This is a genomic window from Bacillus sp. DU-106 (genome assembly GCF_004799705.1).
In the GTDB taxonomy this organism is placed as follows: domain Bacteria; phylum Bacillota; class Bacilli; order Bacillales; family Bacillaceae_G; genus Bacillus_A; species Bacillus_A cereus.
This window is the reverse complement of the sequence record NZ_CP026607.1, coordinates 2,110,318-2,125,560: the sequence shown is the minus strand read 5'-3', so window position 1 is coordinate 2,125,560 and position 15,243 is coordinate 2,110,318. Positions and strand designations below refer to the sequence as shown.

The window sequence follows — 15,243 nt, the reverse complement described above, 5'->3', positions numbered from 1 at the left end:
ATTATGTAAACTTTTCAGTTTTAAACTATAAAAAAAGAACCGATTAACCACACTAATCAGTTCGTCATGACGCTCTCTTATGGGTTAATACTGTCAATTGCTAAAATAAATAGAAAAATGAAGTTTACAAATTCATCCTACAGCCTATAACACAAAACCTTTTCATAACTTCATTCACAATTACTATCGGGATATCCCTATCCCGAAGTGGCACTCCTTTCCTCAGATTCAAAGTATCTTTCCTTTATAATTTATGTAGGACAATTATCACTTTGTATGTGTATTTGCCTATAATTAAAAAAATCCCTAGTTTTCTAGCGATTTTTGGACATGTATTCAATATGTTAATTGAAATGCACTTTCAATTTGGCATTTATTTTACTTTCGTACAGTCATATGTACTGCTTTACTCTGCGAAATTCTCGTAAGCACCAGTACCTCTTTATGAAAACATATTTGTTGTCAATTTTTAATTTTCCCTTTATAAAATCATTTTTTTTGCATAACCGCTTTCTTGCTTCGCATATAGTTTTAATGATGACAAAGGAGGAATGTTCATGTCTCAATCTGAAATCGAAAAATATGGACAAGAAGTTACACAATACGAACAACTCGCACGTTACTATCAGTTTCGTAATCCTAAAAAATATATAGAATTATATATGAAATATTACGATGCACTATCAAAACTTGTACAGGCGTATGAAACAAGAGACTCACAAGAAGCTGCTTTACCGTCACATATAAGAATTTTTCATGCCGATCCAAATATACCAGCGGTTGACATTTTAGTAAACGGACAAAAGGTTATTAAAAATATTTCATTTAAGCAATTCAGCCCTTATTTATCATTAGTGCAAGGTAAATACCGTATAGATATTGTTCCTGTCGGAAATGAAACTCCAATCTTTTCAGCGTTGGTACCAATAATGGGAAATCATACTTATACTCTTGCTGCAATAAATAGTGATAATCACCTACAATTACAGCCTATACTTGATAATACACATTTACCAGCTGGTCAAGCCAAAATACGGTTTGCACATTTCTCTCCAGATACCCCTGTTGTAAACGTAGATTTAAAAGATGGGGATCATTTATTTGAAAATGTACTCTTTAAACAAATAACAGATTTTTTGCAAGTTAGCCCTGGTACAGCAGATATTGAAATTTCACTCGCAGATAATAAAAACGTTTTATTGACTATACCAAAATTCAATGTTGAACCAAATGTTATTTATACAATTTCAATAGTAGGTTATTCAACTAAAGATCCTAAATTAGAAGCCGTTATACTCACAAATTAAAACAGTCTACACCATTCATTTGGTGTAGACTGTTTATTTTTGAAATGCAATTTGAAATTCTGTCCAATCGTTATCTGATCGACACATAATGGATCCATTATGTTTTTCCACAATTTGTTTACATACAAATAATCCAATACCAGTTCCTAACTTTTTAGTAGTTACAAATGGTTCAAAAATCGTTTCTACATTTTCAGCTGGAATCATTGGTCCATTATTTTTTATCACAATTCGAATAGCTTGATCTTCTTCAAATACATCAATGATAATTTTTCGTTCTTCTTTCATTGATTCAAGAGCATCAATTGAATTCATTAATATATTTAAAAATACTTGTCTCACTTCACTCCGATAACCAACAAGCGGAATTGGATACGGTAAATTCTTTTCAATCAAAACATTCGCATTGACCAAACTCGGATATAAGAATTGTATAATGTCTTGAAACAAGTCATTAAGCCAAAACCGTTCCGATTCATTCCACATTTCTTTTTTCGATACGAGTAAAAATTGCGAAATACGAAAATTTAATTGATCTAATTCATGCGAAATAATATCTAAATACGATAAACTCGGATGATCCGCCTTTAATAATTTAACAAACCCCATAATGGAAGTAAGCGGATTACGAAATTCATGTACAAAACTAGCTGACATTTGCCCTAAAATCGTCAGCCTTTCTTTATGTGTTTCGTTAATATATTGCTGTTTTTCCTCTAAATTCTTCGATATAATTTCCGAGTATTTTAAAACGGTATAATAAATTAATTTGTCAAAACAAGTATGTATTTTTGCCATAATTGGTTTCAATTCACGAGCGCTAACATCTAATTCACACATCGCTTCGAAAAGTTCATTTCTTCCCACGTTTGCGTTATAAACAAAATCTCCAATATTCGCATCTGCTCCAGCACGTTCAATAGCAATTTTCTCACATAACGGTTGAAGATAATTTATATCTTTATCTTCCATAGTAAGTTCGATAATTAACTCTAGTAAATCCTCTCCATTTTGAACTACTTCTAGTTTAAATGGATCTTTTTCGGAAATTATCATTTTGTTTTTCCAGTTCTCTACGAATTGGTGCCTATTGTTTTTCAAGTGTGAACAAAATATTTCTTTAATATCCTTATCGATTGGAAAAACCTCCATTCCCTCCATTTCCATACGACGAATACCCTTTATATTTTGAATATTAACACAAAAAATACGATTCGTTAATAGATTTTTGTCACATTTTGTTAATTTCTGTTGATAAAATTATTTTTTCTTTCTTATTTAACTAATTGTATACAAATCCCCTTTTTCCTTCACATATTTTCATTATTTCCGTAGTCAAAACGACTTTTTTTTGCATCATTTTTAATTCTTGCGTACAATAGAAAATGAAAGGTGTGAAAAATATGGTAAATAAAAATGTGGAAGATTATCTCCAAGAAGGCATTTACGGCCAAAAGCAAAACAAACCAGAAGAACGTAATATGTATTTAACTACATTACGTGAGCGTGTGGAAATCGCTTTAACAATCGGTCAAGTAATGCAAAGTAATGTATACTCTGAAGTGGCGGGTAGCATGCGCTCTTCTCAATCATTACAACTCCTCCTAAATGGTGGCATTGCTTACCCACATTTATCAAAATACATTAAATTAGCAAACGAAAAAAATGTTCCTTTTACAATTGTTCAAAATAAAGATACAAAAACACCAATCGGTTTAGTATTAACTCATGCTACTGCTATAGATAAAGAACAAATTTATGTAGAAGATACTATTTTCAAACAAGAAATGAAGTAAAAGTTACACTTAATTAAATAGTTACTAGAAGCGTAAAAAACGAGTATGGAATCGTAAACATTTCCTACTCGTTTTTTAGTGCAAGTTTTAAGTTTTTCCACTTTATTTTTTAATACATACTAATTTCATTTCTGTCATTTCTTCTATTGCATATTTAATTCCTTCGCGTCCCGTGCCACTTTCTTTCACACCACCATAAGGCATATGATCTACTCTGAACGTTGGAATATCATTAATCATGACACCACCAACCTCTAGCTCATCAATTGCACGCATTGCTTTAAATAAATTATTTGTAAATACTCCTGCCTGTAAGCCGTAACGCGAATTATTTACTTGCTCAATCGCTTCATCAAATTCTTTAAATGTATTTACTGTCATGAGTGGACCGAATACTTCTTGGCACTGCACAGATACATGATCTGGAACATTTGTTAATACAGTCGGTTCAAAAATTCTTGCATCCTGCTTCTTACCACCACATAAAACAGTTGCTCCTTCCTTAATTGCTTCTTGAACCCACATATCAATTCGCTCTACATCTTTTTTTGAAATTAAAGCTGATACATCCGTTTCCTCAAGCAATGGATCACCAACAACAACTGATTCCATCGCTTTCTTTAGCTTTGAGAGAAATTCATGTATTTTCGTTTCATGTACAAAAATACGTTGTACTGAAATACAAACTTGCCCATTATTAACAAATGCTCCCCATTTTACACGTTCAATTATTTCATCTGTTAACTCTACATCTTCATCAATAATAACAGCAGCATTTGAGCCTAGTTCTAACGTAACTCGTTTTAGCCCAGCCTTTTGTTTTATTCCGATTCCAACTTTTGGACTTCCGGTAAAAGTAATAGAAGCAACGTAATCATTTTTGACGATTGCCTCACCAACCGTGGGGCCAGGGCCAGAAATGATATTTAAAGCTCCATTTGGCAATCCTGCCTCTTCAAATAACTCAACTAATGCATAAGATGATAATGGCGTTTGATCAGCTGGCTTTAATACAACTGTATTTCCGGCAGCGATTGCTGGTCCAACTTTATGCGCTACTAAATTTAATGGGAAATTAAATGGTGTAATAGCCCCTATAACCCCAATCGGCTTTCGGATTGTATATGCAATACGCCCATCTGCACCAGGTGCGGCGTCTAATGGCAATGTCTCACCATATATACGCTTCGCTTCTTCAGCTGCAAATTTGTACGTTTGAACAGTACGATCTACTTCTCCCCTTGCAGCACGTATTGGTTTTGCAGCTTCTTTTGCAATAATCTCTGCAAATTCTTCTCTTCTTTCATCCATTTTTTGTGCAACTTTCTCTAAAATAGTCGCACGATCATATGCAGATAATGTATTCATTTTTGTCATTGCATTTTTTGCAGCAGTAACAGCCTCTTTTACATCTTCTTCCGTTCCTTGTGCAATTTCCGCTAATGTTTCTTCAGAATATGGTGCGTATAATGGTTTATACGTGTTTACAGATTTCCAATTTCCGTTTATATATAAATGCTTTTTCATACTTCTTCTCCTTCCAAATATATGTATACAACAATACTTCACCTAGTGAAAGGTTCAACTTATGTCATTGTATCATAGCCCCTATCCCTCAAAAAACATTATGCTCAAAAAAACTCTGCTATATAGCAGAGTTTACGAGCTAATTTGCTCTTGTAACGAAATTTGTTTTTCATCTTCTAAAATAACAATCGATTCTACTATCTTTGTAACTTCTAATCTTTTTATATAATGTCCATCTAATTCTTTCACACAAAACTTATAATTTTCAATTTCAATGGAATCCTCTTCAGCAATCTCTATATTCTTCGTTAAAATCCAACCACCGATTGTATCAACACCATCATCATCAATCCCTAAACCAAATAACGTATTCACTTCACTAACAAGTACTTTTCCCTCTAGTATCGTCTTCGTTTCACTAACCTTTTGAATTTCTGGCTGCTCATCCGTATCAAACTCATCCTGAATATCTCCAACAATTTCTTCCAAAATATCTTCAACAGTAACAAGTCCAGATGTCCCACCATATTCATCTATCAATATAGCAATATGTGTTCTTTCTTTTTGCATTTTTAAAAACAAATCATGAATGGGAATAGAATCGATAACTAAAATAATTGGTCTCACATATTGCTCTACTGTCTTCTTATTAACAGCTTTATGTTGTACAAATTCAGTAAAAATATCTTTAAAATTCACAAAACCTATTACGTGGTCTTTGTCGCCATCAACAACTGGATACCTTGTATATTTTTCACGAGACATTTTTTGCAAAGCTTCTTCAGCAGGCATCTCTTTACTTATAATATTCATTTCAGTTCGAGGTACCATTATTTCTTTTGCAATCCGATCATCAAATTCAAAAATTTTATTCACATATTTATATTCAGATTGATTAATCTCACCATTTTTATAACTTTCTGAAACTAACAACCGTAATTCTTCTTCTGAATGAACCTCATCATGCCCCTTCGGCGGTTTCAGCCCTAGCAGCTTCGTAATGATTCGAGCTGAACCATTTAATAGCCAAATGAACGGGAATGCAATACGATAAAAGAAAATTAACGGCTTAGAAACAAGCAAACTCACTTGTTCAGATTTTTGAATTGCAAATGTTTTTGGGGCCAATTCCCCTATTACAACATGTAAAAAAGTAATTAACAAAAATACTAAAGTTACAGCAAAAATGTCTGCTAGTTGAGTAGAGATATTCCAATTTGCAAAAAGCGTATCAAACATTTGCTTTAACGCAGGTTTACCAAACCACCCAATTCCTAAAGCTGTAACAGTAATTCCTAACTGACAAGCAGATAAATATTCGTCTAAGTTTGTAATGACTGTTTTGACCGATGTTGCACGATTATTTCCTTCTGCAATTAAATAGTCAATTCGTGAACTTCTCACTTTAACAATTGCAAATTCTGCTGCAACGAAAAATGCCGTTAAGGCAATTAAAACAATCACTATACTTATACTATATATGTCCAAATACTTTTCCTTACTTACTTTGTAAGCAAGGAAGCCACCTCCTACTTAATTTTATTCAAGTGAAGTAAGCATTCTAATACTCTAACAAAATTCTACATTAGCAACCACCTTTTTATATATTATATGCATACATAAAAAAGATATTTATCATTATGATAATCTAATTCATTTACACTCGTCAAATTATTCTAAATGTTACGATAAGACATTTTTATTTAAAAGAACTATTCTCCTCAACTCAATTTCGTGAAAAAACACTTTCTTTGCCGATTCCACACTTCTTTTGTCGCACTAGAAGGGAACTTACTTCATAGCTCGAAATCATTCAACAGGATATATATAGGGGGGATTATTTTGGAATATAAAACACCATTTATCGCAAAGAAATTAGGTGTTAGCCCAAAGGCTGTTGTCCGGATCGCGCAACAATTAAATCTTACGATAGAGAAAAACAAATATGGCCACTTTATTTTCACACAAGAGGATGTCGATCAAATGTTAGAACACCATCGATTTCAAATAGAGCAATCTCAAAATTCTCAATCTACTCAAAAGGCTTCCTCAAATGAAGTTGAGGAATTAAAAACTCAAGTTAATACAATTGTTCAAAACATATCATCGAATGATTTTGAGCAATTAGCTAATCAATTAAACACTATTACGAGAAGACTTGATCGAATGGAAGAACAAATGCAAGATAAGGCAAATGATGTCGTCACGTACCAACTTTTACAACACCGTCGTGAAATGGAGGAAATGTTAGAGCGAATTCAAAAGTTAGAAGCTGCCCTAACGAAAGAAGAACCCATTTATATTACTCCGGATTCAAAACCAACATATGAACGAGAAAAGAAACCGAAGCGCCGCAAAATGATTTTTAGTATATTTGGATTATAATTTTTAGACCCTTATTAAAATAATAAGGGTCTTTTTTAATGAAGAGTTATATCCTATACAAATATTATTCTCTTTATTATACATATTCACTTCGCTTTATTTCGTTAACATAATATTTTTACTGTATTCTGTAATTAATGCCTGTGCATGAGCATTCCCTTGAATCACATCACGAAATTCTTTTAAAGAATACAAATGCGTAACCCCTTTTCGAGCATGAATTCTTACTGGTACACCTTGTAAAGTATCATGAAACTGAAAAGGATTATCTATTGGTTCAATTGGAAAACCAAGTGTAAGTAAATACATATACATTCTTTTTGTTACTGCTGCAATGTACCATTCAGCTTTTGTTTCTAACGCATGTATAAATAAAATAGCTGTTAGCCTTTTGAAATGTCCTCTTCCACGAGACGTTTTCGAAATACTTAACTTGCCTATTTCATATACATTCTTCAAATCTTTTACTAAATCATTTTTAGAAAACGGATAGAAAAACTCAGAATTCGATTGTTCAGGTACCGTATACTTAATACATTCTACTGTACCAATAGGATGTTCATCTTCTATTAATAAAAATCGTGATGGATTTAAATTACGTTCTACGAACATTAAGTTTCTTTCTTCACAAAAATCTCCCCATAGTTGCTCGAACCCAAAATGTTCTTCCTTTGTTTGAACACGCTGGAACATATTTAACCGCCTTTCCCATCGCCGCTCTGTTTTTTTGATAACGCTTTCACTATCTATCATATAAGAACAAATCTTCGTATGCAACTAAAAATATTTATGACTTATTATATTCTGCAAAATGAATTAGATTCCAATTTAATCGACTTTTATCCCGCGCTCACATTCCTTTTAATAACACATTTGTAGCACTTTTCAAATCTAAATTACACTACGTTTCTTTCCATACAGCATATAATTCTTCTTAATCTAAAGAAATCCTTTATGAAAAAGGATTTCTTTTACTTCTTAATGCTTTTTAGCCATTTTTCAAAAATTTGTACCATCCCATGTTTTCCAGCTAATTTCTCTTCCCCTTGTTTCGTCTTATATGGATATAACTGCAAGAAAACACCGCATCCAGACTCAATTTTTTTACTATGCATATGGCTTCCTGGATATACACAAATGACTTCATAAATTGACCTTCGATAATAGACTCGCTTTCCATCCTGTTCTTCTACATACTTTATAGACCAGTACTTATACATTTGCTCAGTTGCTTTCGTATTTCCGACGTGCTGAAAAATATTGTACATTGGACTATACTTCACTTCAATAATAATAGAAGATTTATATACGTATTTCCCATCTTCTTTTACATAACAGTCTAAGCGAATATCTGGCTTCTTCGTATCCTCACCATTGTAAAAATTACTACCTTTACTTAATGCAATAAGAGGATGTGTTTCAATTAAGTCATTAAATGCGACATGCACCTTTATATCATCTCGTTCTAAAACTACTGTCGTTCCATCTTGTAATCCATCTACATAAAAATGTTCTTGTATTTGTTCACGGATGGAGTTTCTAGCCTCAAAACCAATTTGCTCTAAAAGTGAAATAACGATAAAAAAAGCGTAATATTCATACACTAAAAACGTTGGCTTATAAACAAATAATAATGATGGAGATTGATCCGTATATTGCGGGAGTACTTCTAAATGATGTAGTAATTGTTGATGTGGTATCGGTAAATCATGTAAGTTCATGTTACTTGTTTCAGTAACTTCCCTCCAAAATGAAGAGTGCATTAACATTTGAAAGTATTGTACATTTTCATGCACAATATGCGCCAATATTTTATATTCTTGTATTTTCATTGAGCTCTTTCGTAAATCGGCTTCTTTTAGTAAATGTATATTTTTATATTTTTGCTTCTCTCTATCGGTTACTGATCCATTACGCTCAATTGTTTGTATAATCGTTTTTACAGCTTGAAACTCTTCTGATTTTTTCTTTTTTTCTCTTTCTAATATTTCAATTGTTTGACGTAAAAAACTTTTAGCTTCAATTAAATAATGATAAAATTGCATCGCTTTATATTTAAGAAATGCATTTTCCTTACTATTTTTTTGTTCCATAAACTTACGATTATAATGTTTGGCATAAGGTTTTCGTTCTGCCACTATAGTTCCTTTTCTTGTTGGCTTTCGCTCTTTTCCTTCCCATTTATATTCATTTATAAATTTTGAGCTTGATTCTATTTTCTTAAAGATTTGCTTTATCATTTTCATTTTTTGCGGTAACTTTCTAAGTAACACTAAATAAGAAGAATCCTCAATATCGCTAAGTGCAGAGAAGGTTTTTTTATAGTAACCTCTATCCAAAATCAACTCATTTAAAATTGACTTCACATAGTCTTGAATCATTTCAAATTGATCATCAAAAAAGTTTTTCGGTACGATTTGAAATGCGCCATAATACGTTGTATCTTCTATACGCACTTCAAAATGGTATAGACCACAGCGCCATGGATAAAAGAATTCTGTTTTCCCGTGTTCATATATTAATACTCTTTGTTTTTTTTCATTTATTTCATATTGAGCCTCTTTTATATTTTTCTGTCCCTCATATACTTTATTCCATATAAAAGTAATATTCATTGGGATTTCATAATTGTACTGCAATCTTATTGGTTTTAATTCTTGTACTTTATAAATACATTGAACTAATGCTGTAGTAGATGTACAAAGACGATTTAATAAAATATAATCTCCTTTCCCCTCATTTCCAATGATTAACTTTAATACAAAAGGGAGCGTTTCATTCGTATCAACGATTTTTGTTTCATAACGCCCTTCATTTTGCATATCCATACAACTCCAGTTCTCTACGTTTTTCTCGTATATATGCTAAAGAGTGTTCAAATGTAGATACTCTGTTTGCAAGTGTAGATTGCAAAAGAGGTACTAAGGTCGCCCCCCTTTTTGCTTCTTCAGAAAGTAAAGGCCCAACCATCATTTCGGTCCCTCTGATTTTCGTCAATACACGCTGCTTTATTTGTAAATCAAACCCCTCTTCTCTACTAATCATATAGGTATGGTTATTTTGAAACGGTATGTTTTGCAAATAAGTCGCAATTGCATTTGCACATCGGAAAGAAATTCCCTTAGACGCGTCATGTGATGACAATACGACATGCAACTTATCTAATAGCTCTAATTCTTCTTCAGAAAACACTTCAATCATCGCTTTATTTCTCATCCAATTTATCCGAAATTCTCCCGCCGTTACTTTCAAAGGTGGATGTAATACGACTTTCCCCTGTTCCATGCCCATCTCACAAAACGGAATTTTCTGTAACGTTATTAGGTTCGTTCGGTCTAATAATCGATCAGAGAGCTCTTTCGTTGTTTCATCAAAATTTACAGTACCTACAAATATAATATTTTCTCCAATTTCAATTGTTGATGGAATTGAATTCTCTATGTCCTGTACACCCTCATACAAGTTTAAAATACGATTTTTTGTTTCAAGTTCAAGAACAGATAGAAACGGAGTAAACCAATGCTCAATATGAGACATGTTCATTTCATCAAAAACGATTATATACAGTTGATTTGGATTTTCTTTCGCCTTCATTAACGTCCTAACTAACTTCGCTTCAGATTCAATAAAAGTACCATTTGGATGAAGGTAACCAAGTAAATCATGTGGTTCTTGATACGATGGCGAAATTGGAATCCAAACCAACTCTTCCCCATACTGTAACCCTAATGCTTCTGCATAAGTTTGCACAAAACGTGATTTCCCAACGCCCGGTATACCACCAAGAATCGTTAACATATTTGTTTTTACACTTATATGGAAATTATAAATATCCGTTTCATCCAAATATAACCCTTTATTATGCACCATACTTTGTACATACTGTAAAAAGGACGATTCACGCTCATCCCATTCCCATTCATCTTTTTGTATTTTTATATCCTCTACTTCAACTAGCTTACCTTCTTCATGCATTCGTTTTTTTAATTGCTCATATACATAATCACTTACAAAATATAATTGATCTTCTACCGCTATTTCTACATACTTCGTCCAGTCACTGCAGTTTATATATTTACATTCACGTTTCTGTTCAAAATAGGCGATTGAGCTAATTGATGACTTTAGGGATATGTTTCCGTACAGTCTTCCATCGTGCCACAATAATTCGGGAGGCTCAAAGTCTTTCGGAAATTTTGGCATAAGAAATGATAAATAACCGTTGCTAAGTTTTCGCTCTAAAGATTCTCTTTTTTTATGATTTGTAACTTTAGGTGCCGGAATCATTTTATAGCTGCTTGCTATTTCTTTCGGTTCTTCTGTACATATTAACTCCACGTATACATTTCCTCTTTCATAATAAAGACGAAACATTACTAATTGCTTTTCTAATTTCCTCTTCTTTAATTCCGAAAAGATTTTTTCATTCTTTTTATTGCTACATAACCCTTCAAATACATATGGTTCATTTGTAAATTGTTCCTGTAAAGTGAATGGTATTGGCGATAAGCAGTGTACAAAGAAATTCTCTCCACTCTTCTCTTTCTCAGCTTTTGTAAATTTCCCTAAAAATCTCATATAGTACATTCGTTTTATAAAACTTGGCTGAAGAGCTTTATGTAATTTCACCTTAGTCACCTTCTTTTTTCATACTATTCTTAGTGTATGAAAGAAACGAAAAACTAGAAATAAAAAACCTGACGTTATCCGCCAGGTTCAAAATAAAAACTTATATTAATGAGAAGGAAATGCTTTTTTCTCTTGTAAAATTGCATTATGAGCAATTTTCATTTTCGCAAGTACGTAACGTAATCGATCTTCAGCGTTTTCATCTTTACTTATTTGTAATTCCGCCAAATTTTCAACAGAACTTGCTAAATTTTCAATGACTCCTCTTAGTTCAGGATGATGATTAAAAAAAGATTCTTGCACTAATACTTTCCTTAACTCACTAGCTAAATCAATTATTCTAGACAACTGTTCTTTTTCTTCCATTCTCATCCCTCCTGAATATCTTATGTAGTAAATATTCTCTAAACAAAGAAAAAAGCCCTTTAAATGAAAAGGACTTTTTACATTTTTATATTTCCAGTTAATAACATATATATTGATGTGATAGCCGCAACAATAATTGCCCACATCACATACTTCTCTGCACCTACAAAGCAACGGTTCCCTTGTTCTTTTCTTGCAAACGTGTAAACAATAATTCCAATTCCATACACAATTGAAACGAGTAGTAAATTCTTTAAACCAGCTGCATAAAGAAGCCATACAGAGTAAATAGAAGCAATTAAAGCTAACGCTCCGTTTTTTAATTTAGCGTCTTTTAGTTCGTTTGTAATGACTAATTTAAATTGGAATAACGCTGATAATAAATATGGTAATAAAATTGATGTTGATGCAATGAAATACATAATTTGATATGTTGATTCCGAAAACAAAACGATGATAAATATAATTTGGGCAACACCATTTGAAATCCATAATGCCATGTGCGGTGTTTGCTTCTTATTTGTTTTCGTAAAGACTTTCGGAAATACGCCATCTTTTCCTGCTACATGAGAAATTTCAGAAACAAGTAAAAACCAGCCAATTAATGTACCGACAAGTGAAGCAACTAATCCGATGTTAATCGCAACTGCACCCCATGGACCAACAACGTGCTCTAATACATGTCCCATGGACGGAGTTTCTAACACAGAAAGTTCGCCTCTTGTCATAGCTCCCATTGACAGGACAGAAATTAAAATATAAATGGACATTACTAAAATAAGTCCCAATACTGTTGCCTTACCAACATCTCGACTATTCTTCGCTCTTCCAGATAATACAACCGCTCCTTCAACTCCAATGAAAACCCAAAGTGTTACAAGCATTGTATTTTTCACTTGACCAAGTATAGCGGAAAGTGAGATCGTTCCTTCTCCCCAAAAATCATGTGTAAATGTGTCCCAGCGAAAGGCTGTTACCATTACAACAATAAATAAAACGATTGGAACTAACTTCCCTATTGTTGCGATCACATTCATAATAGAAGCTTCACGGATTCCAAATAAAATTAAAAAATGAAGTGTCCATAATAAAAGTGATGCCCCAACGATAGACGCAACATTATTTCCTCCTTTGAAAATTGGAAAGAAATAACCTAATGTACTAAACAGTAACATAATTGTTGCGACATTACCTAAGATTCCTGCTAGCCAATATCCCCAAGCACTATTAAATCCAATATATTCACCGAAACCAGCACGTGCATAACTATAAATTCCACCTTCAAGTTCCGGTTTTTGTCTTGCTAACGTTTGATATACGAGCGCAAGTGGAATCATTCCCATCGCTGTAATACACCAGCCAATTATTATTGCACCACTGTTTGCTCCTACTGCTAAATCATGCGGTAAACTAAAAACACCGCCACCAACCATTGTTCCAACTACTAATGCGATTAATGGAAAAAATCCTAACTTCTTTTCTATTTGTACCACCCCATCTGTCATTCTAGGTGTTATGTTCGTTCAACTATTAAAGTCACCTTTTTCTCTAATAGACGTTTCTCTTATATTTTTTCAGGAAAACATTACTTATTCTAAAAGAAAATAAGCAAAAATGGAATACTTTTTTGAAAAAATGTATAAGTATGCACAAAAAAACCGCTCATTTTGTAATGAACGGTCATTTCAAACATATAAATTTGTATATTTCTTGTAAATTTAACGAAGTAACTTCTCTTTTTGTAAAAATTGTTTTGCGACTTCTTCACTACTTTTACCATTTACGTTAACTTCATAATTCATTTTTCGCATTTCTTCATCTGTAATCTTTCCAGATAATTTATTTAATACCTTTTCAAGTTCAGGATATTTCTGTAACGTTTCTTTTCTTAATAATGGTGCTCCTTGATAAGGTGGGAATAACCCTTTATCATCTTTCAGCACTTTCAGTCCGTATTGCTCCAATTCACTATCTGTTGAATATGCATCAATTACGTTAACATCTCCAGATTCAATTGCGCTATAACGCAGCTTCGGCTCCATCGTTTTAACATTCGAGAACTTATAGTTATATAATTTTTGCATTCCTTTATAACCATCTTCACGATCAGCAAATTCCAATGTAAATCCTACTTTGGCTTCCTGTGCAACATTCCCTAAATCAGAAATTGTATTTATATTCTTTTGATCTGCTATTTTTTTCGGCATAGCTAGTGCATATGTATTGTTATACTCCATTGGCTTCAACATAATCATATTATATTTCTTTTCCATTCCAATGCGAGCCTGCTCATATACTTCATCACGATTTGTACTCTTTGGTTCTTCTTTCACGAAAGTAGATAAAGCTGTTCCTGAAAATTCTGGATATATATCTACTTCCCCTGATTTCAACGCTTCAAATACAAATGCTGTTTTTCCAAGACCTGGTTTTAATTGTACGTGTAAATCTGTATCTTGTTCAATAAGCTGCTTATACATTTGAATTAAAATTTCAGGTTCTGATCCAAGTTTGCCCGCAATAACAATATCTTTCTTTTCTGTACTCCAAAGAAATGGAGAAGCAATCATTATACAAACAATACATATCGTCAATATAACACGCTTAGAAGAGCGTTTCGGTCGTTCAAGTATGCGAAGTACTATATCAAAGAATAAAGCGAGTAACGCGGCTGGTACGGCCCCTAAAATGATAAGTGCATGATCATTTCGATCTATACCTAATAGTATAAGCTTACCGAGCCCACCAGCACCAATGAGAGCTGCTAATGTAGCCGTTCCAACAATTAATACCATCGCTGTACGAATACCGGCCATAATGATAGGCAATGCAAGAGGAAGTTCTACCTTCCACAATCTTCTCCAACTATTCATCCCCATAGCTTTCGCGGCTTCTATTAGAGATTCATCTAATTCCCTTATTCCTGTATATGTATTTCGTAAAATAGGTAATAGTGCATACACAACTAATGCGATAATCGCTGGAAGTTTTCCGATTCCTACTAATGGAATTAATAGTCCGAGTAATGCAAGTGATGGCACTGTCTGCATTACTGCAGAAGTTCCTATTATAAATTCAGCCATTCGTTCTTTTCTTGTTAATAAGATGCCAAGTGGCACCGCTATAATTACTGCAAAAAATAATGAAATAAGCGATATTTGTAAATGCTCACTTAATGCAGTTAGTAATTCTATTTTTCGTTCTTGGAACGTTTGTATAAAATTAGTCACTGT

At 33.0% G+C, this 15,243-nt stretch carries 12 protein-coding genes; 3 read left to right on the top strand and 9 right to left on the bottom strand.

The window, feature by feature from the left end; genetic code table 11:
• Positions 1–557: 557 nt before the first annotated feature.
• The gene (locus C3Y97_RS10945; RefSeq protein ID WP_000083284.1) at positions 558–1,307 is read left to right on the top strand and encodes a DUF4397 domain-containing protein; all 750 of its coding nucleotides are present in this window, start codon (positions 558–560) and stop codon (positions 1,305–1,307) included.
• A gap of 33 nt (positions 1,308–1,340) precedes the next feature.
• Here the strand turns inward: C3Y97_RS10945 and C3Y97_RS10940 are convergent, their stop codons facing one another.
• Positions 1,341–2,474, bottom strand: coding sequence for a BA2291 family sporulation histidine kinase (locus C3Y97_RS10940; protein ID WP_000425086.1), 1,134 nt, complete (start codon positions 2,472–2,474; stop codon positions 1,341–1,343).
• A gap of 236 nt (positions 2,475–2,710) precedes the next feature.
• Between C3Y97_RS10940 and C3Y97_RS10935 the strand changes: the two genes are divergently transcribed.
• Positions 2,711–3,103 (top strand): YueI family protein, encoded by a 393-nt coding sequence (locus C3Y97_RS10935; RefSeq protein WP_000247558.1) that lies wholly within the window; start codon positions 2,711–2,713, stop codon positions 3,101–3,103.
• Positions 3,104–3,205: 102 nt separating this feature from the next.
• Here C3Y97_RS10935 and C3Y97_RS10930 read toward each other — a convergent pair whose 3' ends face one another.
• Both C3Y97_RS10930 and C3Y97_RS10925 read right to left on the bottom strand, forming a co-directional pair.
• Positions 3,206–4,630: an aldehyde dehydrogenase family protein gene (locus C3Y97_RS10930; RefSeq protein WP_000716483.1), complete on the bottom strand. Its 1,425-nt coding sequence runs from the start codon at positions 4,628–4,630 to the stop codon at positions 3,206–3,208.
• Positions 4,631–4,762: 132 nt separating this feature from the next.
• Positions 4,763–6,118 (bottom strand): hemolysin family protein, encoded by a 1,356-nt coding sequence (locus C3Y97_RS10925; protein WP_000356254.1) that lies wholly within the window; start codon positions 6,116–6,118, stop codon positions 4,763–4,765.
• A gap of 354 nt (positions 6,119–6,472) precedes the next feature.
• Here C3Y97_RS10925 and racA point away from each other — a divergent pair, with 354 nt between their 5' ends.
• Entirely contained in the window at positions 6,473–7,015 is a 543-nt protein-coding gene (gene racA / locus C3Y97_RS10920; protein WP_000456023.1) for a chromosome-anchoring protein RacA, read from the top strand.
• A 96-nt stretch (positions 7,016–7,111) separates the two neighbouring features.
• Here racA and C3Y97_RS10915 read toward each other — a convergent pair whose 3' ends face one another.
• The 6 genes from C3Y97_RS10915 to C3Y97_RS10890 all read right to left on the bottom strand — a co-directional run bounded on the left by C3Y97_RS10915 (position 7,112) and on the right by C3Y97_RS10890 (position 15,240).
• Positions 7,112–7,708 (bottom strand): hypothetical protein, encoded by a 597-nt coding sequence (locus C3Y97_RS10915; protein ID WP_000487796.1) that lies wholly within the window; start codon positions 7,706–7,708, stop codon positions 7,112–7,114.
• Between the two features lie 278 nt (positions 7,709–7,986).
• On the bottom strand, positions 7,987–9,837 hold the full coding sequence (locus C3Y97_RS10910) for a hypothetical protein (protein WP_001178729.1): 1,851 nt from the start codon (positions 9,835–9,837) through the stop codon (positions 7,987–7,989).
• Complete coding sequence (locus C3Y97_RS10905) at positions 9,827–11,644, bottom strand: DUF8727 domain-containing protein (protein WP_000766187.1); 1,818 nt, start codon at positions 11,642–11,644, stop codon at positions 9,827–9,829. The genes C3Y97_RS10910 and C3Y97_RS10905 overlap by 11 nt, the downstream gene beginning before the upstream one ends.
• Positions 11,645–11,749: 105 nt before the next feature.
• Positions 11,750–12,010, bottom strand: coding sequence for a hypothetical protein (locus tag C3Y97_RS10900; RefSeq protein ID WP_000391445.1), 261 nt, complete (start codon positions 12,008–12,010; stop codon positions 11,750–11,752).
• A 77-nt stretch (positions 12,011–12,087) separates the two neighbouring features.
• Entirely contained in the window at positions 12,088–13,515 is a 1,428-nt protein-coding gene (locus C3Y97_RS10895; protein ID WP_000129444.1) for a basic amino acid/polyamine antiporter, read from the bottom strand.
• 213 nt (positions 13,516–13,728) lie between these two features.
• A complete protein-coding gene (locus C3Y97_RS10890; protein ID WP_000181014.1) occupies positions 13,729–15,240 on the bottom strand; it encodes an ABC transporter permease/substrate-binding protein in 1,512 nt (503 codons plus the stop codon).
• Positions 15,241–15,243: the final 3 nt, after the last annotated feature.